Source organism: Pseudomonas mucoides, from assembly GCF_015461845.1.
GTDB classification, from domain to species: Bacteria; Pseudomonadota; Gammaproteobacteria; order Pseudomonadales; family Pseudomonadaceae; genus Aquipseudomonas; species Aquipseudomonas mucoides.
This window is the reverse complement of sequence record NZ_JACOPW010000008.1, coordinates 159,044-177,737: the sequence shown is the minus strand read 5'-3', so window position 1 is coordinate 177,737 and position 18,694 is coordinate 159,044. Positions and strand designations below refer to the sequence as shown.

Below are 18,694 nucleotides of genomic sequence, written 5' to 3'. Positions count from 1 at the left end.
ATCAATAGATGCTGAACGGGAAGTACTTGTCGTTGATTTTCTTGTAGGTGCCGTCTTCGACGATTTCCTTCAGGGCGAGGTTCAGCTTCGCGCGGATCGGGTCGCCTTTACGTACCGCGATACCGATCTTGTCGCTTTCTTCTACTGGATCACCCTTGAATTCGTAGGACCGGCCGGCGTCGCTTTTCAGCCATTCGTAGTTGACGTACTTGTCCGCCAGGATGCCGTCCAGACGACCGGAGGTCAGGTCCAGGTAAGCGTTTTCCTGGGTGTCGTAGAGTTTGACTTCGACGCCGTCCATGTTGTCTTCCATCCAGGTGCCGGCGAGGGTCGCACGTTGTGCGCCGATCACTTTGCCTTTCAGGGAAGCCTTGTCGGTTTTGAACTCTTTGTCTTTAGGTGCGATGAACTGCAGCTTGTTCGAGTAGTACGGGTCGGTGAAGTCGACCGCTTGCTTGCGCTCGTCGGTGATCGACATCGAGGAGATCAGGAAGTCGAACTTCTTGGCGTTCAGGGCCGGGATGATGCCGTCCCAGTCGGAGGTCACCACGGTGCACTCGACTTTCATCTTGGCGCACAGAGCGTCGCCGATTTCCTTGTCGAAGCCGACGACATTGCCACTGGCATCTTTATTGTTGAACGGCGGGTAGGCCGCTTCGATGCCCATCTTCAGGGTTTCGGCCATGGCACCGGCGCTGAACGCCAGGGTGACGGCGGCCGCCAGGAAGACTTTTTTGAAGTTCTGCATGCGGGTAGCTCCGTTAGCGGTTGCTGGACATGAATTGTTTGCAGCGTGCCGAAAGCGGGTTGTCGAACACCTGCTGTGGCGATCCTTGTTCTTCTACCAGGCCCTGGTGGAGGAACACCACTTCGCTGGAGACCTGACGGGCAAAGCCCATTTCATGGGTCACGAGCAGCATGGTACGGCCTTCTTCGGCCAGGGCGCGGATGACATTAAGTACTTCCTGGACCATTTCCGGGTCAAGGGCGGAAGTCGGCTCGTCAAACAGGATCACCTTGGGTTGCATCGCCAACGTGCGGGCGATGGCCGCGCGTTGTTGCTGGCCGCCGGACAATTGCGCCGGGTAGGCATGGCGCTTGTCGGCGATACCGACCTTGGCCAGCAGGGCTTCGGCGACTTCGATGGCTTCGGCTTTGCTTTGACCGAGGACGCGACGCGGCGCTTCGATGATGTTGTCGAGCACGCTCATGTGCGGCCAGAGATTAAAGTTTTGAAACACAAAACCAATCTCGCTGCGCAGGCGGTTGATCTGCTTGCCATCGGCAGCGACCAGTTCGCCATTCTTCGCGGCTTTGAGTTTGAGTTCTTCGCCGGCCACCAGGATCTGGCCCTGGTGCGGGTTTTCCAGCAGGTTGATGCAACGCAGGAACGTGGACTTGCCGGAACCGGAAGAACCCAGGATCGAGATCACGTCGCCGTCGCGGGCGGTCAGCGAGATGCCTTTGAGCACCTCAAGCTGTCCGTAGCGTTTGTGCAAGTTGCGGATTTCAAGCGCGGGCGTGGCCTCAGCCATGTGCGTTCCTCATAGTGTTTCGCTCCTGCTGTTGGCGGCCTTCCTGGCGAGGCGGCCAAGCTAGCATAGCGTTCGAATGGCAGCCAACAGCGCTACGGGCGGTAAACGGACGTGACGTGGCAGGTTGTCGCATCGCTACAGCAGACTGTCGCGCTGCTATCAACCGAACAGCCGTTTGAACCAGATGCCCGGCGGGTGTCGCGTAAAAAAGGGCGCGATGTTGCCAGCTTTGGCGGGGGGTTGGAAGCGCTAACCGGCCAAACGTTCCTGATCTGCACTTTTATTGTGCGTCGAGCATTTTCCTGGGGTGTTTCCGGTGCGCGGATTCGTCCTTGAAAGTGAGTCGCAGGGTAACGCCTTGGCAAAGTGCCATTATTTTCAATGGGTTGCGATGACTGTCCGGTCTGGACGAGATCACCGTGATAGACGGTGTTGAAACATTTTGGCGCAATTATTGCGTACAGAATCCAGAACGCCCCGTTGGTTTCTTTTTACGAGAGAGAAATCGAGGCGGGATGCACGCATTCGCTTTTCCTTACAAAGGTAGTTTCAATGAGCAGTACCCCAAGCTCCAATGGCCTCGAACAGGGGCTCAAACCGCGTCATGTGACCATGCTGTCGATTGCCGGGGTAATCGGCGCCGGCTTGTTCGTAGGCTCGGGTCACGCCATCGCCGCCGCTGGCCCGGCCGTGCTGTTGGCTTACGCCGCCGCCGGTATGCTGGTCGTGCTGGTGATGCGCATGCTCGGCGAAATGGCTGTTGCCTCGCCGGACACCGGTTCCTTCTCGACATATGCCGATCGCGCGATCGGTCACTGGGCCGGTTTCACCATCGGCTGGTTGTACTGGTGGTTCTGGGTCCTGGTGATTCCGCTGGAAGCCAACGCCGCCGCGACCATCCTGCACGCCTGGTTCCCGAACGTGGCGATCTGGGCGTTCACGCTGATCATCACCTTGCTGCTGACGGTGACTAACCTGTTCAGCGTAAAAAACTACGGTGAGTTCGAATTCTGGTTCGCCCTGATCAAGGTCGTGGCGATCATTGGTTTCATCGCCCTCGGCGTAATGGCGATCTTCGGCTTCTTGCCGAGCAGCCAGGTCAGCGGCGTTTCGCACCTGTTCGATACCCAGGGCTTCCTGCCAAACGGCATGGGCGCGGTACTGGGCGCGATCCTGACCACCATGTTCTCCTTCATGGGCACCGAGATCGTGACCATCGCGGCCGCGGAATCGAAGAACCCGGGCCAGCAAATCTCCAAGGCCACCAATTCGGTGATCTGGCGGATCGGCTTGTTCTACCTCGTATCGATTTTCATCGTGGTGGCCCTGGTGCCATGGAACGACCCGATCCTGGCCAGCATTGGTTCGTACCAGACTGTGCTGGAGCGCATGGGCATCCCGAATGCCAAGCTGATCGTCGACATCGTGGTGCTGGTTGCTGTGACCAGCTGCCTTAACTCGGCGCTGTACACCGCTTCGCGGATGATGTTCTCCCTGGGCAAGCGCGGTGATGCACCGGCCGTTTCCCAGCGCACCAACAAGAGCGGCACCCCGTACTGGGCCGTCATGCTGTCCACCGGCGCTGCGTTCCTTGCGGTATTCGCCAACTACGTGGCCCCGGCCGCGGTGTTCGAATTCCTGCTGGCCAGCTCCGGCGCCATCGCGTTGCTGGTGTACCTGGTGATCGCCATTTCGCAACTGCGCATGCGCAAACAGCGCATGGCTCGCGGTGAAAAAATCGCCTTCAGCATGTGGCTGTTCCCGGGCCTGACCTACGCGGTGATCATTTTCATCGTGGCGGCCCTGACCATCATGTTGTTCCAGGAAGCGCATCGCGTGGAGATTCTCGCGACCGGCCTGTTGGCGCTATTGGTCGTCGCGGCAGGCGTGCTGGTTGCACGCCGTCGTCACAATGAGAAGCTGAGCGCAGCCTTGGCGCGCTGAGATCTGACTCACGCCAATTGTTGTTGAAGCACCGAAACGACCGCCATCAGAGATGATCGCGGTCGTTTTTTTGCCTTTCATTCAGATGCTTTATTGGGTAGCAAGCGGATAGACACGATGATGGCTAGATAGTAGCCTTTGCACCGAATGTGTATCCCGCTGTTACGGGATGCGATGGAGTTTCAGGACACGGATTGTTCGACGCCCTCAGCCTTCCCGGCTAAAAGCCCCCCGACCTTTTCTTGCCTGCTCCTTCATCTGCGGTGTGTTCACAGATGCATTTGCGTGTGCCTGCCGTTCAAGCGGTAGATCGGAATCAGCGCTGCATGGAGCTAGCCCGGCCATTCAGCCAACCCATTGGGGCATCAAGGAGACAGGCATGGCGTTTACATCGGTTGTGTTTAAAAACCCGAATACCGGTGCCATGAAAGAAGCGCCAATCGGCTTCTCGTGGACCGTATTTTTCTTTGGCTTTTTCCCGGCCTTGTTCCGTGGTGACTTCAAGTGGGCAGCGATCATGTTCGTCGTGGCCTGCTTCACCTTCAGCCTCAGCAACCTCGTGTTCATGTTCATCTACAACAAGCTGTACGTGAAGGACCTGATCAATGACGGTTACAAGGCTCAGTCCATCGCCAAAGGCGAACTGGGCTATGCCAGTGCCAAGCTTGGCTTTGATATCCCGCGTCTGGAAGGTGTTGCTGCCTGATTGTTGATTTGAAGGCGTGAAAAAAAACGGCCGCTGTCAGTGATGACGAGCGGCCGTTTTTTGTTTGAGTGACTGTGTCCGGCTCAAGCGGGGTGAACCCAGTCTTCTACACGCAGTCCTGGGACCCGTTCGAACTCGCGCAGGTTGTTTGTTACAACAATGAGCCCGCGTGAACGGGCATGTCCCGAAATCATAGAGTCGTACGGGACAATGGGTGTGCCCGCCCTTGCCAGCTCTGACCGAATCATTCCTGTGTGCGCGGCCGCGTCATTGTCGAAAGGCAAGACCTCAAGGCGTGCAGCGAAGCTCTCGACCACCGCCAGATTCTTTTCGGGAGCCGCAGATTTTTCGGCACCGTAGATCAACTCCATCAACGTGACTGCACTGATGCACAACTGCCCGTCGTGAAGGTTGAAAGCTTCTCTTACGATTTGCGGTTTGTTTTTGATGGTGAAGATGCAGATGTTGGTATCGAGCATGAACTTGATCATCAGAACGACTCACGCTCCTGTTCGAAGGGTTGGTCGCGGTCAGTCATAAAGTCTGCGCTTACGCTATCTCCATCGAACCAGCTATCCCAAGTTTCGTCCGCTGGAGTGATGATGCGGGCCCTGCCGATGGCAACTACGTTGACTCGTTTTACATCGCTTGGCATGGCTACAGCTTTCGGAAGACGGACAGCCTGGCTTCGATTACTCATGAAAAGGGTGGTCTGTTCCATTTTTGGCCTCCGGCTTTTTTGGGTGTGTTGTGAGTTCAAAGAATAGATTTAATAAGGGATATGTCAATGGGATATACCGATCCGCTGATGAGGGGTAGCGGGCGGGTCCTTTTGGAATGGTTTCCATAAAAAACGGCCGCTGTCAGTGATGACGAGCGGCCGTTTTTTGTTTCTGCCAAGCGTTTATTCGCTCTTTTCTTCCTGCGCATCCAGCGCCTGACGATAGCTGTCCAGCGCATGACCGAAGTCGGTGATGAACTGCGGCTCGGTCAGCCAGGCCTGAGCGGTTTCACGGTCCATGCCATCAGCCCACATGCGGTAGTCGAGCAGCATGTCGGCGGCCAGGTGGGTGGCGGCCATGGCTTCGTTGTCAGCGTTTTCCATGTCCAGCAAGTCTGGATGGTCGCTGATGATGCCGGCGAGGTCCGACAGCAGGACCTGAAGCATGTCGCTGCGGCTGGTGGCTTCGGCGTCGTGCATCTTGCTGAACATCGCCAGGGTGTATTCCGGGATCGGCTCGCCGATTTCGTCCAGGTCATCGTCCAGCGCGGCAGGTTTGCGGCCGTGGATGTTGATTTGCTTGGCTTTGGCCTTTGCGCGCTTGGCGCGTTTTTGTTGCTTGTTCAGGGATGCCATGGGAGCTCAGTTTGCTTTCTGTTGGGTTTGCGCGGCGATGCTATCGGACGCCGCGACATAGTCAGCCTGGAAGGCTGGTGATTCGATCCACGCCAGGGCACCGGCCTCGTCGACTTCGGTCGACCATTGGCGGTACTCGATCAGCGCGGCGAGAATGAAGTCCATCGCACCTTCTTCGCCTTCCTGTTCATAGACCAATTCCAGCAGCGGGTCTTCCAGGAACGCCAGGCACATTGCTTGCTGGCTGGTCTTTTCGGCGTCGATCATTTTCTTGAACAGCTCGGTCAGGTCCACCGATTCGAAGTCGATGCGGTCGTCGTTCGGGTCCAGCTCGACCGGCGCGGCGGCACGCTGGGTGCGGTTTTGCTTGGCCTTGGCTTTGGCGCGGGAGGCGCGTTTGTTTTGCTTGTTGGCGGAGGCCATGGACGTCGTTCCGTAATTTTTTGAGAGGGCTCAGCTGCGCGGGACTCGCCGCCCGGGTGTGTCGGGGGCCAGTTCGGCGTTTTGCAGCCAGTACAATGCAATGGGCCATAGTGTGGCTTGGTATGCGCTGCGAAAAAAGGCGAAATGTCCGACTTCTTCTTCGCCGATGTCTTGCGGGGTGATTCGCAGATGGGTGCGGGTGCTTTGAGTGAAGTAGCCGAGCAGGCGTTCGATGGCCGAAATCGTACCATAAGGATCGTCGCTGACGCTGATCGCGAGGATATTTGCGCCGACGCGTTCGAAGGGTAATCGACCGCTTCCGAGATGCAGGCGCCGACCGCTGGGGCGTGTTTCAAAGCGGTCGGTCGGTGTGCTCCAGTCACGAACCACGCCGGCGGGCGTGTCTTCCAGCCAGCCGAGGCGTTTGCCGGGGAAGTAGCCGTGAAACATCGTCATCAACGGCATCACCACGTGCCATTTGCCGAACATCCGCCAGCGATGGGCGGGCGCATAGTCGCGCCAGTAAGCGAATTGCGCGCCGACCGTCACCATCCGTCGAATGACATGCCCAGACGCTCCCAGGCCCGCTGCACAGCCGCCAAAGCTGTGGCCGATGACATCGATGGGCTGGCCGGGGAATTCACGCTCAGCGCGCTTGAGCATCGCCTCAAAGTCCAGCGCACCCCAGTCGGTCCATGAGGCGTCGAGGTTTTTCAGCGAGGCGGGACGAGATTCGCCGATGCCCCGGTAATCGTAGGTAATGACATCGAACCCGTTGGCGAACAGGTAATCGGCAAAACGCGAGTAATGGCGGCAGCGCACCGAGGTGGCGGCGTTGATGATCACGACGGGGCGGGCCGGGTCTTGCGCGGTGTGCCGCCAGGTGAAGCCACCGAGGATGAAGCCGTCTGCGGCGGTCTCCTTGAAGGGGGCGCCGGGTGGGGTGGCAGGCAATGGCCGCTCGATCTGAGCAGGCGCCAGTGCAGGCGTGTCCTTGAAATTCATCGATGACGTACCTTTGCGCGTAGCTGCCAACGATAGACTTCATGACGGTTTCGGACAATCCACCCATTTTTATCGGCGTTTCTTGACCAGCCGATCCTCAAGCAGGACCCGTTCCCGATCCAGCTCCACTCGAAGTTCCTCTTCACTCGGCAGCACTCGTTTGTACTTGCTGGCGAACAGTTGCTCATGGCCCTCCAGTACCGAAAAGCGCTCCCTGACAGTGGACCGATCACGACTCGCCAGCAGACGTTCGTAATACAGCGTGTTGATCTGACGCTCAAGGGCGCGGCTTGACCAGTTCTGGTGGGCTGATTCGTTCATGTACCACTGACGGGCATGGTCGTTGTCGACGCGCAGAAGCCTTCGGTAATGGGTCCAGCTCAATTCGTGACGCAGTGCGTCACAAATCGGGAAGGCTTGATAGAACTGGCGCATGTAGCGGAGGTTGGATGCGTCAAAACCTTTCCCAAACTTGGCGGTTAGGGCTTTGGCCAACGACGCCAACAACTGCTTCCCATACCCCGCCCTACGAGCCCCTCCTGCTCGAACTCAACGATATGCCGCCCGATCTGCCATTGCGCCGTATCGACCGCTCGCAACGCTTTAAGGCGTGCCTGGCGGATCAGTTCGCCAAGGTTGTCCACCAATGAGGTGAGTGGTGAATCTTGAGTGTTATCGGGTTTGACGAGGGTCATGAAGTCTTCCGCGGCTGGAGAAGCAGGCGAAAGAGGATGCCAAGCGTGCATGGGGTAGCGATGCAGTACGCCGCTGCCAATCCGGAAGGAAATACCGGATACGTTTTGCAGGACCAAGCCGATGACGGGACGTGTTTGTGGAATACAGGGTGTAGTCCGTTTCGCAGTGAACCCAAGATCGAATCAATCTAAAACCGGAACCGCGTCCAGGAAATCAAAACTCAAGGGAATGAGAGGGTTCTGAGGAGCCCGGGAGTCGTCATCATGAAATACGTCCATGCCTTCATGTTGTCCTTTGTTGCTGTCGGTGTCCTGGCGTTTCCGGCGATGTTGAATGCCGCCAGCCTTGACCCTGTTGATGCTACTGGCGTGCAAGTTCAACGGCAGGAACAAAACGGGATTTCTTACCTCTCCGGCGGTATCGGCGAGGATGAGGCGAAAGCCATCCAGCAAACGACGGGCTACAACCTGCACATGACCTTCTCGGTCGGTCCGCAAGACGAATACATTCCGGACGTGCAGTTGCTGGTTCAGAACGCTAAAGGGCCGGTGCTGACGCTGAGTCAGGCGGGTCCTCTGGTTTATGTCCAATTACCTGCCGGCAAGTACACGGTCGTGGCAACGCGCAACGGTGAAGCGAAACGTGACACGACGGATATCGGCAGTGCTGGCGCGAGGAATCTGGTGTTCCACTGGAACAGTAGCGAATGAGGGAGGCTGCAGATTAGACGGGCAGCCACTGGGGGCTGCCCGCCCATTACCCTGAATCAGGCTTGTGTCGTCGAGCCACGCAGGATCAGTTGCTTGCGTTGCTCTTCAGGCAGGTCGTTGATGCAGTAGTTGATGTAGAAAACATTCAGGAAGAACGTATAGAACGCGTTCATCCGCAGATCGATTTTGTGTTCGCTGAGGGCGTATTCCGACAGTGCATTCTTGGCTTTGAACGCCCAGACGATGTACAGCGCGTTGGTTGCAATGATCAGAATGCCGGACAGCGCATCGAACAGTACTTCACCCGAATTGGACAAAGCACCGCTCCAGCCAAGGCAGACGGCCAGCCAGATGATGTAGGTGTTATCGACCAGTTTGATTTTGGTGGTTTCGCTGATTTTCTGATTGGTTCTGACCAGCCACAGCAACAGGTACAGCCCAACGGTTGCGGCCGACAGCAAAACCATATTCAAGGTTTTAGTGTTGATCTTGTCTTTGAGTTCATTGATGTCAGACATAACTGTTCCATGTTCAGGATTTCGAGAGGAGAGCGTGCTTGCAAGACTGGCTACACAGGTCCAACAGGGGAGGTCAGTGTTTTGCGGGGAGGGGGTAAAAAGCACGCACTCCATGCGCTGTCTCGATCCTGTATCGACTGATTCGGATGCGGGGGGGGCATCGGCACCAATGTAGGTCGTCTTCCATGTAACGGAAAAATAATAGCACGGAGCCATCATTGGGCTAGAGCAATAAGGAGGGATTTGTTTTTCAGGGGGGAGCGCTGCAGGTTTCAGGCGGTTATCAAATCGCAGGCATAAAAAAACCCTGAATCTTGCGATTCAGGGTTTTCGGTATTTGGTGCCCAGAGACGGAATCGAACCGCCGACACGGGGATTTTCAATCCCCTGCTCTACCGACTGAGCTATCTGGGCAACGGGGCGCATTAAACTGGTTTTTCAGGGGGTCGTCAACAAACTTTTCAAAAAAAATTTAATTATTACCGTCGCTTACGATCCGCCCCCCGAGAAATCGGGATTATTCAGCCGGCGGCACGTAGCCGTCAGCCTTGGCGTATTCCTCGCCGGAGAAGTACTTGTCCATCTCGCCCTGAAGATATTTGCGGTCTTCGGCGTTCATCATGTTCAGGCGTTTTTCGTTGATCAGCAGGGTCTGGTGCTTTTGCCAGTCGGCCCAGGCCTTGGCCGAGACATGGTCAAAAATGTCCTGGCCTTTTGCGCCCGGGAAGGGAGCGCGTTCCAGGGCGGGCAATTCTTCTTTGTACTTGCGGCACATGATGGTGCGGGTCATGACAATTCTCCTGCGTTCAATACGGCGGCCGCGCGTTCGAGCAAGGTTTTGACCGGGGCGGCAAGGCCCAGGCGCGGCGGGGTGGCGAGGTTATACCAGAGCCAGTCGGCCTCGGCCACGTGATGGCCGGCCTCCTGGACATGGACCAGCCAGGGTTCGATGGACAATTGAAAATGGCTGAACGTGTGCACCAGGCTCGGTAGCGCCTGTTGGATGCCCAGTTCCAGCGAGTGTTGCGCGGCCAGATGGTGCAGGTCGTCGAGGTCATCGAGCTCCGGCAAACTCCAGAGACCGCCCCACAGGCCCGTGGAAGGCCGCCGGTAAAGCAGAACCGCGCCTTCGCCGTTGGCGAGCATCGGCATCAGCGTGCGCTTCTGTGGCACGGTTTTACGCGGTTTGGGGATGGGGTAGCGGGTTTCCAGGCCGAGCATGTGCGCTTCGCAGCCCTTTTCCAGCGGGCAGAGCAGGCAACTCGGTTTGCTGCGCGTACACAGCGTGGCGCCCAGGTCCATCATCGCCTGGGTGTAGGCGTTGACCCGATCATGCGGCGTAAAGCGCTCAGCGTTCGCCCATAGCTGTTTGGCGACCTTCGGCTCCCCCGGGTAACCCTCTTGCGCAGTAAAGCGCGCCAGGACGCGTTTGACGTTGCCATCGAGGATCGGCGCCCGCAGGCCCATGCTCAGGCTGGCGATGGCACCCGCCGTCGACAGGCCGATGCCGGGCAATTCAACCAGTTTTTCAACGTCGCGGGGAAACTCGCCAGCGTAGTCAGCGACAACAATCTTCGCGGTCTTCTGCAGATTGCGTGCGCGAGTGTAGTAACCCAGGCCGGTCCATAGGTGCAGCACTTCGTCTTCCGGCGCTGCGGCCAGGGCTTCGACCGTCGGCAACGAAGCCATGAAGCGGTCGAAGTAATTCAACACGGTGCTGACCTGGGTTTGCTGCAACATGATTTCCGAGACCCACACCCGATACGGGGTGATGCCCTGTTGCCAGGGCAAATCGTGGCGGCCGTGGCGGTCGTACCAATCCAGCACCGCCGTTGAAAACTGCTCGGCTTTCATCGCTTGAACAGCCCCTTCAATGCGTTTTTCAGTTCAGGACTGACCTTGTCGCCCAGCTTCTCGTCGATTTTTTCGCTGATCTTGTCGCCGGCCATTTTGCTCGCGACCTGACCCATGCGTTCGTTATCCAGACGGCAGGCCTTGGCACCAAGTTCCAGCGGACCCCGGCAACGCAGTGGCCACTCGACACCGACAAACTTGTCGCCGACCTGGCAAGCCGGGTCCGGCATGGCGCTGGTGTCGCCTTCGACGATGATGCCCACGCGGTAATCCATGCCCAGCACGCGCAGGTCGACGTCACCGTCGCCATTCACGGTCATGCCCGGGATGCGTACTTTCAGGTCCGGGTTGCTGGCCACGCCGTTACGGAAGGTCAGGTTGCCCTTGAGTTCCTGGAACGGCGTGTCCTTGCCCCGAGGCTCGCCGCTGAGGGTTTTGCGATTCAGGGTGGCGATGCCTTTGCACAGCTGTTGCTCAAGGTTGGCATTGAGCAGCACGCCGTTGTTGATGACGAAACTGGCGGTGCCGTTGAGGCTGTCGATCAGCGCTTTCTGGCTGTTGCCGCTGCCGGTCAGCGCGCTGTTGAGCGTCACCAGGCCTTTGACCGGTGGATTCTTGCCCTGGCTTTCGAGGATTTTTTCCACTGGCACTTTGCTGATGCGCGTCTGCATGTTCAGCGCAGGAACCTGCTGGCGCACATCGAGGGTGCCCTTGGCTTCGAAGTTGCCTTCGTACAGATCGCCGCGCAGGTTCTCCAGGGTCAGCAGGCCGCCCTGGCCGGAGGCCTTGAGCGCCGCGTTGTTGATCGGCAGCTTGTCGAGGGTCAACTGGCCAAAGGTCAGGTCGGCGTCCACGTCGAGCTTGCTCAAGCGCTCGACCGGCAGCAGGCGTTCGGTGCTCCAGGCTGTCTTGGTCGGCGACTCCGGCAGCGGTGTGCTGCCCGCGCCGGCCATGGCGTCAGCCTCGGTGCTGGCGACTTCGGCCTGACGCACTTGTGTCGCGCTGTTGGCTTCGGCGGATTTGGGTGGCAGATAGCGGTCGACGTTGAACGTGTCCGCCTTGAGGGCCGCGCGCAGCGATTGCTTGGCGAAGTCTTCGACAGCGATTCGGCCGCTGAAGGTGCTGTCATCGATTTTCAGGTTGATGTTGTCGAACGACACGCTGGTCGGCGTGCCGGCCACACGGCTGACCAGTTCGACTTTGCTCAGGCTGCCTTCGGCCATCGCTGGCAGTTTCTGGCCGATGCTGTCGACAAATTTCGCCAGGTCGAACTGGGCAATCGAAATGCCGCCACTGATCTGTGGGGTCTTGTCGAGGTCGTTGACCTTGAGCTCACCCAGTGCGCGCAGTTGGTTGGCGGAAATCTTGATGCCGGTCCATTCGGCGACGTTTGCCGCCTTATCCAGCAGCAATTGCCCTTGCGCCGCGAAGGTCATGGTCTTGCCCTGCAGCGGATCCCCTGCGACTTCGCCGGACAGTTTCATGTCTTCAAACTTGTAGCGCTGCAAGGCGCGTTCGAAACGCAGCTCGCCATTGAGCTCGGTGCGCACTCGCAGAACCGGTTGGTTGGTGCCCAGGAACGCGGTGAGTTTGACGGGAATATTGGTCGAGTCGTGGACCGGACCGGTGCTGAGCTGAATGCTCTCGGCGCTGAACTGCTTGCCCGTCTGCTCGTCGTTGTACTCAACGCGGGCGTTGTTGACGGTCAGGCTGTCGATGTCCAGACGAACGGGCTGGGCCGGTTTTTCCACTTGAACGGTGGTTTCCGGTGCCGGTTCGCCAGGTGTGGCCGGTGTCGTGGCCGCAGTGGCTGGCGCCGGAACCTTGCCGACGTCCTGCCAGTTGCCATGGCCGTCCTTGTCGCGGGTCAGGCGCAGGTTCAGGCCTTCGACGCGGACATCGCTCATTTGCACTTCGCGGCGCAGCAGCGGCAACACGCGCACCGACAGGCCGAGCATCTGCAAGTCGGCAAACGGCTCTGTCGGTTTGACCAGGGTCGCAACACTGGCGTCGTGCAACTCCAGGCCCAGCCACGGGAACAGGCTCCAGCCGATGTCGCCATTGAGCGTCAGCTCGATGTGGGCCTTGTCGCGGGCAATCTGGCGAATCTCGTCTTTATAGTCGTTGGGATCGAAGAGGTGGGTCAGGGCAAAGCCCAGCGCCACAATGATCAGCAACAGCCCGAGAAGTACCAGACCCAGGATTTTGCCGAACGCTTTCATGGGCGAGTCCTTGTAGTTAGTCAAATTCGAAATTTAGCCGGGGAGTATAGCGCTCCAATGCGGACGACCGGTCAGGCGATCACGCTGGTAACACATCCAGCGGCAGTTTCAGCTTGGCCGCCAGCGCCTGGGCTTCGAGATGCCCGGCGGGAGCCAGCAGGCGCAGGGTGGCGCCCGAATCAGAGGCCAATTTCTGCGCTTCGCTCACCAGCCGCTCGGCGACACCACGGCGTCGGGTAATTTTTCGTACGCAAAGTTGGGACAAGTGCCAAACGTCCTGGTGCCGTTGCAAACGCGCTGCGCCCAGCAGTCGATCATTGAAGCGTCCGGCGATCAGCGAACCGTCCCGCAAACAGCTTTCGATCAGCTGTACATCCCCGGAAAACGGGGCGTACAGCCAGTCCGGAGCGTCGCGGTAAATCTTCTGCAGATCCTGCTGATCCTGATAAGTGACCTCGTTCAGCGGTTCGACAATGATCGGCATGGCGTCTCCTTAAAGAGGTACGAGAACAGATGACTTACAAAAGGTGATATCAGTTTGGTTTTTCTGTCACGTGCAAATGGTAACCTTTGCCCGTTCGTCCGTCCCGCTGCGACCCGATGTCGCACAAAAAGGCACTTCACTCAACAAAACGGTCATGCGTGCGCATAAAGGCCGGGGGTGAGGAGTGGCTGGCGAACCCTACTAATAATTGGGGGATACACAATGACTACAAGCCTCGCGGCGGACGGCCTCTACGCCGGCCAGCCTGCGTTCCTGTCCAAGGAACGCATCATCGCCAAGCCCGGTTTCAACCGCTGGCTGGTACCACCGGCCGCGTTGGCCATCCACCTTTGCATCGGCATGGCCTACGGCTTTTCGGTGTTCTGGTTGCCACTGTCCAAAGCCTTGGGTGTGACCAAACCGGTGGCTTGTGCGCCGGACATGAGCTTTATCTCGCAAGTATTCTCGTCGCAATGCGACTGGCCGATCTCGATGCTCGGCTGGATCTACACCCTGTTCTTCATCTTCCTCGGCTGCTCGGCAGCGATCTGGGGCGGCTGGCTGGAACACGCCGGGCCGCGCAAGGCGGGCGTTGTATCGGCGCTGTGCTGGTGCGGTGGTCTGCTGATTTCTGCGCTGGGGATCTATACCCACCAGATCTGGCTGATGTGGGTCGGCTCCGGGGTCATTGGCGGTATCGGCCTGGGGTTGGGCTATATCTCACCAGTGTCGACGTTGATCAAGTGGTTCCCGGACAAGCGTGGCATGGCGACCGGCATGGCGATCATGGGGTTCGGTGGTGGCGCGATGGTCGGTGCTCCGCTGGCCGCAGCCCTGATGGGCCATTTCGCTTCGGCAGAAAGCGTGGGCGTGTGGCAAAGCTTCCTGGTGATGGCCGCGATCTACTTCGTGTTCATGATCGGTGGCGCACTGTCCTACCGCGTTCCGCCAACCGGCTGGAAGCCTGAGGGCTGGACCGCTCCGGCGAAAAAAGCCTCGAATGCGATGATCACTCACCGTCACGTTCACGTGAATGTGGCGTGGAAAACTCCGCAGTTCCGTCTGGTGTGGCTGGTGCTGTGCCTGAACGTATCCGCCGGCATCGGCATTCTTGGCATGGCGTCGCCGCTGTTGCAGGAAGTGTTCGGCGGTAAATTGATCGGTGTGGACCTGCCATTCGGTCAACTGGACGCCGGGCAATTGGCTTCGATTGCGGCGATTGCTGCCGGTTTCACCGGTTTGCTGAGCCTGTTCAATATCGGTGGCCGGTTCTTCTGGGCCTCGTTCTCGGACTACCTGGGTCGCAAAAACACCTATTTCGTGTTCTTCGCCCTCGGTTTCGCGCTGTACGCGTTGATCCCGAACCTCGGTCATCTGGGCAACGTTGCTCTGTTCGTGGCCGCGTTCTGCATCATCCTGTCGATGTACGGCGGTGGTTTTGCGACGGTCCCGGCGTATCTGGCGGATCTGTTCGGTACGCAAATGGTCGGTGCAATCCACGGTCGTCTGCTGACGGCATGGGCCGCGGCGGGCGTGTTGGGTCCGGTGTTGGTGAACTACCTGCGTGAGTATCAGCTGAGCATCGGCGTTGAACGTGCCGCCGCTTACGACATCACCTTGTACATCCTCGCGGGCCTGCTGGTGCTGGGTTTCCTGTGCAACCTGCTGGTGCGTCCAGTGGCCGACAAGTACTTCATGACCGACGCTGAACTGGCTGCCGAACAGGCGCTGGGCCACGACAAGGGCGCTGACAGCAGCACCGTGCTGGAGTGGAAAGCTGCGCCGGGCTCCAAGCCTTTGGCGATTGCTGCATGGCTGGTGGTGGGTATTCCGTTGGCGTGGGGTGTTTGGGTGACCTTGCAGAAAACTGCAGTCCTCTTCCACTAAGTAAACGCAGTACCCCTGTAGGAGTGAGGCCGGCTTGCCGGCGATAGCGGTCTGACAGTCGACAGAAATGTTGAATGTGAGGGCCCTATCGCCGGCAAGCCGGTCTCACTCCTACAGTTGTTTTGGGGGGGCAAAAATGGCTTGTATGGACATGTCTATCCCCGACAGCACGGGATTCTATCCGTCAGCCATATCACGTCTCGTGTTTCTGTTTCGGCCCCGCGCCCCTATAATGGCTGCCTTTTTCGCCCAATGATTTTGCGGAGCTGGTGATGGCCGAACGTAAGGCGTCAGTCGAGCGCGACACTCTGGAAACCCAGATCAAAGCCTCGATCAACCTGGATGGCACCGGAAAGGCCCGATTTGATATCGGTGTTCCTTTTCTTGAGCACATGCTGGACCAGATCGCCCGTCACGGGCTGATCGACCTGGATATTGTCAGCAAGGGCGACCTGCATATCGACGACCACCACACGGTGGAAGACGTCGGTATCACCCTGGGTCAGGCCTTCGCCAAAGCCATCGGCGACAAGAAAGGCATCCGTCGCTACGGCCACGCCTATGTGCCGCTGGATGAAGCGCTGTCGCGCGTGGTGATCGACTTCTCCGGCCGCCCCGGCCTGCAGATGCACGTGCCGTATACCCGCGCTACCGTCGGTGGTTTCGACGTTGACCTGTTCCAGGAATTCTTCCAGGGCTTCGTCAACCACGCCCTCGTCAGCCTGCACATCGACAACCTGCGTGGCACCAACACCCACCACCAGATCGAAACCGTGTTCAAGGCTTTCGGCCGCGCCCTGCGCATGGCCGTCGAGCTCGATGACCGCATGGCCGGTCAGATGCCATCGACCAAAGGCGTTCTGTAATGCAGACGGTCGCGGTTATCGATTACGGCATGGGCAACCTGCACTCGGTGGCCAAGGCCCTCGAGCACGTCGGTGCCGGCAAGGTCTTGATCACCAGCGATGCCGACGTGATTCGCGAAGCTGACCGGGTGGTGTTTCCCGGCGTCGGCGCGATTCGCGATTGCATGGCGGAAATTCGTCGCTTGGGCTTCGATTCGCTGGTGCGTGAAGTCAGCCAGGACCGCCCGTTCCTCGGCATCTGCGTGGGCATGCAAGCCTTGCTCGACAGCAGTGAAGAGAACGACGGCGTCGACTGCATCGGCCTGTTCCCGGGCGCGGTGAAGTTCTTCGGCAAGGACCTGCATGAAGACGGCGAACACCTGAAAGTCCCGCACATGGGCTGGAACGAAGTGAAACAGAAGGTGAGTCACCCGCTGTGGCACGACATTCCGGACCTGGCGCGTTTCTACTTCGTGCACAGCTACTACATCGCCGCCGGCAATGCACGGCAGGTGGTCGGTGGCGGTCACTACGGTGTCGATTTCGCCGCGGCGCTGGCCGATGGTTCGCGTTTCGCCGTGCAGTTCCACCCGGAGAAGAGCCATACCCATGGCCTGCAATTGCTGCAGAACTTCGCCGCGTGGGATGGTCGCTGGTAAATGGCCGTCAAGAAAACGAAGCCACCGATCCTGACCCTCACTCCTGAACAGGAGAACGAGGCCAACCAGAAGATCAAACGCTTCATGGAGGATCGCTTCGAACTGGACCTGGGTTCGTTCGAAGCGGCCGAAATCCTTGAACTGTTTACCCGTGAAATTGCTCCGCATTATTACAACAGGGCGATTTTCGATGTGCAGACGCACCTCAAAGAGAGGTTCGAAAGCATCGAAAGCGACTTGTGGGCGCTCGAGAAAAACTGATTTCCGAGCGAAGCTGAACACTCGAATTTGAAGGTTTGCCAGATGCTGATTATTCCCGCTATCGATCTCAAAGACGGTGCCTGTGTTCGTCTGCGCCAGGGCCGCATGGAAGATTCCACGGTGTTCTCCGATGACCCGGTGAGCATGGCTGCCAAGTGGGTGGAGGGCGGTTGCCGTCGTCTGCATCTGGTCGACCTAAACGGCGCCTTCGAAGGCCAGCCGGTCAACGGCGAAGTGGTCACCGCGATTGCCAAGCGCTACCCGAACCTGCCGATCCAGATCGGTGGCGGTATCCGTTCCCTGGAAACCATCGAGCACTACGTGAAAGCGGGCGTGAGCTACGTGATCATCGGCACCAAAGCTGTGAAAGATCCGGCTTTCGTGGCTGAAGCCTGCCGTGCGTTCCCAGGCAAAGTGATCGTCGGTCTGGACGCCAAAGACGGTTTCGTCGCCACTGACGGTTGGGCGGAAATCAGCACCATTCAAGTGATCGACCTGGCCAAGCAATTCGAAGCCGATGGCGTGTCCGCGATCGTTTATACCGACATCGCCAAAGACGGCATGATGCAGGGCTGCAACGTACCGTTCACCGCCGCGCTGGCCGCTGCCACGCGCATTCCGGTGATCGCGTCCGGTGGTATTCACAACCTCGGCGATATCAAGTCGCTGCTCGACGCCAAGGCGCCCGGCATCATCGGCGCGATCACCGGCCGGGCGATCTACGAAGGCACCCTCGACGTCGCTGAAGCGCAAGCTTTCTGCGATTCGTACAAAGGCTGAGGACTGACCATGGCGCTGGCCAAACGCATCATCCCTTGCCTGGACGTGGACAACGGCCGGGTCGTCAAAGGTGTGAAGTTCGAGAATATTCGCGACGCCGGTGACCCGGTGGAAATCGCTCGTCGTTATGACGAGCAGGGTGCTGACGAGATTACCTTCCTCGACATCACCGCCAGCGTCGACGGTCGCGATACCACGCTGCATACCGTGGAGCGCATGGCCAGCCAGGTATTCATCCCGCTGACCGTGGGCGGTGGCGTGCGTACCGTGCAAGACATCCGCAACCTGCTGAATGCCGGTGCGGACAAGGTCTCGATCAACACCGCTGCAGTGTTCAATCCGGAATTTGTGGGCGAGGCGGCGCAACATTTCGGTTCGCAGTGCATCGTGGTTGCCATCGATGCGAAGAAGGTCTCCGGCCCGGGCGAAACCCCGCGCTGGGAAATCTTCACCCACGGTGGCCGCAAGCCTACCGGCCTCGATGCCGTCGAGTGGGCGAAGAAGATGGAAGGCCTGGGTGCCGGTGAAATCCTGCTGACCAGCATGGATCAGGACGGCATGAAAAACGGCTTCGACCTTGGCGTGACTCGCGCTATCAGCGATGCGTTGGGTATTCCGGTGATCGCCTCCGGCGGCGTCGGCAACCTGCAGCATTTGGCCGACGGCATTATCGAAGGTCACGCCAGTGCAGTTCTGGCCGCGAGTATTTTCCACTTCGGCGAATACACCGTGCAGGAAGCCAAGGCCTACATGGCCCATCGCGGCATCGTGATGCGGTGAAGGCCCGTGGCCCGGAGAAGATGTTCCG

21 protein-coding genes, 1 tRNA gene and 1 pseudogene are annotated in these 18,694 nt (G+C 58.7%); 9 read left to right on the top strand and 14 right to left on the bottom strand.

Going from position 1 to position 18,694, the window contains the following annotated elements; genetic code table 11:
- Position 1 precedes the first annotated feature (1 nt).
- Both H8F22_RS26945 and H8F22_RS26940 read right to left on the bottom strand, forming a co-directional pair.
- Entirely contained in the window at positions 2-748 is a 747-nt protein-coding gene (locus H8F22_RS26945; protein ID WP_194940896.1) for an ABC transporter substrate-binding protein, read from the bottom strand.
- A gap of 13 nt (positions 749-761) precedes the next feature.
- Positions 762-1,535: an ABC transporter ATP-binding protein gene (locus H8F22_RS26940; RefSeq protein WP_027922189.1), complete on the bottom strand. Its 774-nt coding sequence runs from the start codon at positions 1,533-1,535 to the stop codon at positions 762-764.
- A 552-nt stretch (positions 1,536-2,087) separates the two neighbouring features.
- Here H8F22_RS26940 and gabP point away from each other — a divergent pair.
- On the top strand, positions 2,088-3,479 hold the full coding sequence (gene gabP, locus H8F22_RS26935; RefSeq protein WP_194940895.1) for a GABA permease: 1,392 nt from the start codon (positions 2,088-2,090) through the stop codon (positions 3,477-3,479).
- Between the two features lie 379 nt (positions 3,480-3,858).
- Entirely contained in the window at positions 3,859-4,185 is a 327-nt protein-coding gene (locus H8F22_RS26930) for a hypothetical protein (protein WP_027922187.1), read from the top strand.
- A gap of 83 nt (positions 4,186-4,268) precedes the next feature.
- On the opposite strand, the gene vapC is transcribed toward H8F22_RS26930, so the two are convergent.
- The 6 genes and pseudogenes from vapC to H8F22_RS26900 form a co-directional block, all read right to left on the bottom strand.
- Entirely contained in the window at positions 4,269-4,676 is a 408-nt protein-coding gene (gene vapC / locus H8F22_RS26925; protein ID WP_194940894.1) for a type II toxin-antitoxin system tRNA(fMet)-specific endonuclease VapC, read from the bottom strand.
- A complete protein-coding gene (gene vapB / locus H8F22_RS26920) occupies positions 4,676-4,906 on the bottom strand; it encodes a type II toxin-antitoxin system VapB family antitoxin (RefSeq protein WP_194940893.1) in 231 nt (76 codons plus the stop codon). The genes vapC and vapB overlap by 1 nt, the downstream gene beginning before the upstream one ends.
- Positions 4,907-5,089: 183 nt before the next feature.
- On the bottom strand, positions 5,090-5,542 hold the full coding sequence (locus H8F22_RS26915; RefSeq protein WP_027922184.1) for a hypothetical protein: 453 nt from the start codon (positions 5,540-5,542) through the stop codon (positions 5,090-5,092).
- Between the two features lie 6 nt (positions 5,543-5,548).
- Positions 5,549-5,965 (bottom strand): hypothetical protein, encoded by a 417-nt coding sequence (locus H8F22_RS26910; RefSeq protein WP_027922183.1) that lies wholly within the window; start codon positions 5,963-5,965, stop codon positions 5,549-5,551.
- Between the two features lie 30 nt (positions 5,966-5,995).
- Positions 5,996-6,970, bottom strand: a complete 975-nt coding sequence (locus H8F22_RS26905; RefSeq protein ID WP_027922182.1) for an alpha/beta hydrolase family protein — start codon at positions 6,968-6,970, stop codon at positions 5,996-5,998.
- Positions 6,971-7,180: 210 nt separating this feature from the next.
- A pseudogene (locus H8F22_RS26900) lies at positions 7,181-7,665 on the bottom strand (DUF1016 N-terminal domain-containing protein); the annotation flags it as partial.
- Between the two features lie 264 nt (positions 7,666-7,929).
- Between H8F22_RS26900 and H8F22_RS26895 the strand changes: the two are divergent.
- Positions 7,930-8,376, top strand: coding sequence for a hypothetical protein (locus tag H8F22_RS26895; protein ID WP_027922181.1), 447 nt, complete (start codon positions 7,930-7,932; stop codon positions 8,374-8,376).
- A 56-nt stretch (positions 8,377-8,432) separates the two neighbouring features.
- On the opposite strand, the gene H8F22_RS26890 is transcribed toward H8F22_RS26895, so the two are convergent.
- From H8F22_RS26890 to H8F22_RS26865, 6 genes are all read right to left on the bottom strand, one after another.
- Entirely contained in the window at positions 8,433-8,894 is a 462-nt protein-coding gene (locus H8F22_RS26890) for a DUF4234 domain-containing protein (protein ID WP_027922180.1), read from the bottom strand.
- 338 nt (positions 8,895-9,232) lie between these two features.
- Positions 9,233-9,308, bottom strand: a tRNA-Phe gene (locus tag H8F22_RS26885).
- Between the two features lie 103 nt (positions 9,309-9,411).
- On the bottom strand, positions 9,412-9,684 hold the full coding sequence (locus H8F22_RS26880; RefSeq protein WP_010464608.1) for an oxidative damage protection protein: 273 nt from the start codon (positions 9,682-9,684) through the stop codon (positions 9,412-9,414).
- Positions 9,681-10,748: an A/G-specific adenine glycosylase gene (mutY, locus tag H8F22_RS26875; protein ID WP_027922179.1), complete on the bottom strand. Its 1,068-nt coding sequence runs from the start codon at positions 10,746-10,748 to the stop codon at positions 9,681-9,683. The genes H8F22_RS26880 and mutY overlap by 4 nt, the downstream gene beginning before the upstream one ends.
- Positions 10,745-12,970: an AsmA family protein gene (locus tag H8F22_RS26870; RefSeq protein WP_027922178.1), complete on the bottom strand. Its 2,226-nt coding sequence runs from the start codon at positions 12,968-12,970 to the stop codon at positions 10,745-10,747. Before H8F22_RS26870 ends, mutY begins: the two co-directional genes overlap by 4 nt.
- Before the next feature lie 79 nt (positions 12,971-13,049).
- A complete protein-coding gene (locus H8F22_RS26865) occupies positions 13,050-13,454 on the bottom strand; it encodes an acetyl-CoA sensor PanZ family protein (RefSeq protein ID WP_027922177.1) in 405 nt (134 codons plus the stop codon).
- 222 nt (positions 13,455-13,676) lie between these two features.
- Between H8F22_RS26865 and H8F22_RS26860 the strand changes: the two genes are divergently transcribed.
- The 6 genes from H8F22_RS26860 to hisF all read left to right on the top strand — a co-directional run bounded on the left by H8F22_RS26860 (position 13,677) and on the right by hisF (position 18,666).
- Entirely contained in the window at positions 13,677-15,341 is a 1,665-nt protein-coding gene (locus H8F22_RS26860) for an OFA family MFS transporter (protein WP_027922176.1), read from the top strand.
- Positions 15,342-15,613: 272 nt separating this feature from the next.
- Positions 15,614-16,207, top strand: a complete 594-nt coding sequence (hisB, locus tag H8F22_RS26855) for an imidazoleglycerol-phosphate dehydratase HisB (RefSeq protein ID WP_003218037.1) — start codon at positions 15,614-15,616, stop codon at positions 16,205-16,207.
- Positions 16,207-16,845: an imidazole glycerol phosphate synthase subunit HisH gene (gene hisH / locus H8F22_RS26850; protein ID WP_059181795.1), complete on the top strand. Its 639-nt coding sequence runs from the start codon at positions 16,207-16,209 to the stop codon at positions 16,843-16,845. Before hisB ends, hisH begins: the two co-directional genes overlap by 1 nt.
- On the top strand, positions 16,846-17,106 hold the full coding sequence (locus tag H8F22_RS26845; RefSeq protein WP_027922174.1) for a DUF2164 domain-containing protein: 261 nt from the start codon (positions 16,846-16,848) through the stop codon (positions 17,104-17,106).
- Between the two features lie 42 nt (positions 17,107-17,148).
- Positions 17,149-17,886 carry a 1-(5-phosphoribosyl)-5-[(5-phosphoribosylamino)methylideneamino]imidazole-4-carboxamide isomerase gene (gene hisA, locus H8F22_RS26840; RefSeq protein ID WP_010464588.1) on the top strand — a complete coding sequence of 246 codons (738 nt, stop codon included), beginning with the start codon at positions 17,149-17,151 and terminating at the stop codon, positions 17,884-17,886.
- A gap of 9 nt (positions 17,887-17,895) precedes the next feature.
- Positions 17,896-18,666, top strand: a complete 771-nt coding sequence (gene hisF / locus H8F22_RS26835) for an imidazole glycerol phosphate synthase subunit HisF (protein ID WP_007972752.1) — start codon at positions 17,896-17,898, stop codon at positions 18,664-18,666.
- The last annotated feature ends 28 nt before the right edge of the window (positions 18,667-18,694 follow it).

What these genes read in the sequence shown, in the direction of transcription:
- hisA (WP_010464588.1), top strand. Translation starts at nt 17,149, where the DNA reads ATGCTGATTATTCCCGCTATCGATCTCAAAGACGGTGCCTGTGTTCGT.
- H8F22_RS26860 (WP_027922176.1), top strand. Translation starts at nt 13,677, where the DNA reads ATGACTACAAGCCTCGCGGCGGACGGCCTCTACGCCGGCCAGCCTGCG.
- H8F22_RS26895 (WP_027922181.1), top strand. Translation starts at nt 7,930, where the DNA reads ATGAAATACGTCCATGCCTTCATGTTGTCCTTTGTTGCTGTCGGTGTC.
- hisH (WP_059181795.1), top strand. Translation starts at nt 16,207, where the DNA reads ATGCAGACGGTCGCGGTTATCGATTACGGCATGGGCAACCTGCACTCG.
- hisF (WP_007972752.1), top strand. Translation starts at nt 17,896, where the DNA reads ATGGCGCTGGCCAAACGCATCATCCCTTGCCTGGACGTGGACAACGGC.
- H8F22_RS26915 (WP_027922184.1), bottom strand. Translation starts at nt 5,542, where the DNA reads ATGGCATCCCTGAACAAGCAACAAAAACGCGCCAAGCGCGCAAAGGCC.
- hisB (WP_003218037.1), top strand. Translation starts at nt 15,614, where the DNA reads ATGGCCGAACGTAAGGCGTCAGTCGAGCGCGACACTCTGGAAACCCAG.
- H8F22_RS26865 (WP_027922177.1), bottom strand. Translation starts at nt 13,454, where the DNA reads ATGCCGATCATTGTCGAACCGCTGAACGAGGTCACTTATCAGGATCAG.
- H8F22_RS26880 (WP_010464608.1), bottom strand. Translation starts at nt 9,684, where the DNA reads ATGACCCGCACCATCATGTGCCGCAAGTACAAAGAAGAATTGCCCGCC.
- H8F22_RS26905 (WP_027922182.1), bottom strand. Translation starts at nt 6,970, where the DNA reads ATGAATTTCAAGGACACGCCTGCACTGGCGCCTGCTCAGATCGAGCGG.
- H8F22_RS26930 (WP_027922187.1), top strand. Translation starts at nt 3,859, where the DNA reads ATGGCGTTTACATCGGTTGTGTTTAAAAACCCGAATACCGGTGCCATG.
- gabP (WP_194940895.1), top strand. Translation starts at nt 2,088, where the DNA reads ATGAGCAGTACCCCAAGCTCCAATGGCCTCGAACAGGGGCTCAAACCG.
- H8F22_RS26870 (WP_027922178.1), bottom strand. Translation starts at nt 12,970, where the DNA reads ATGAAAGCGTTCGGCAAAATCCTGGGTCTGGTACTTCTCGGGCTGTTG.
- vapB (WP_194940893.1), bottom strand. Translation starts at nt 4,906, where the DNA reads ATGGAACAGACCACCCTTTTCATGAGTAATCGAAGCCAGGCTGTCCGT.
- vapC (WP_194940894.1), bottom strand. Translation starts at nt 4,676, where the DNA reads ATGATCAAGTTCATGCTCGATACCAACATCTGCATCTTCACCATCAAA.
- H8F22_RS26845 (WP_027922174.1), top strand. Translation starts at nt 16,846, where the DNA reads ATGGCCGTCAAGAAAACGAAGCCACCGATCCTGACCCTCACTCCTGAA.
- H8F22_RS26945 (WP_194940896.1), bottom strand. Translation starts at nt 748, where the DNA reads ATGCAGAACTTCAAAAAAGTCTTCCTGGCGGCCGCCGTCACCCTGGCG.
- mutY (WP_027922179.1), bottom strand. Translation starts at nt 10,748, where the DNA reads ATGAAAGCCGAGCAGTTTTCAACGGCGGTGCTGGATTGGTACGACCGC.
- H8F22_RS26890 (WP_027922180.1), bottom strand. Translation starts at nt 8,894, where the DNA reads ATGTCTGACATCAATGAACTCAAAGACAAGATCAACACTAAAACCTTG.
- H8F22_RS26940 (WP_027922189.1), bottom strand. Translation starts at nt 1,535, where the DNA reads ATGGCTGAGGCCACGCCCGCGCTTGAAATCCGCAACTTGCACAAACGC.
- H8F22_RS26910 (WP_027922183.1), bottom strand. Translation starts at nt 5,965, where the DNA reads ATGGCCTCCGCCAACAAGCAAAACAAACGCGCCTCCCGCGCCAAAGCC.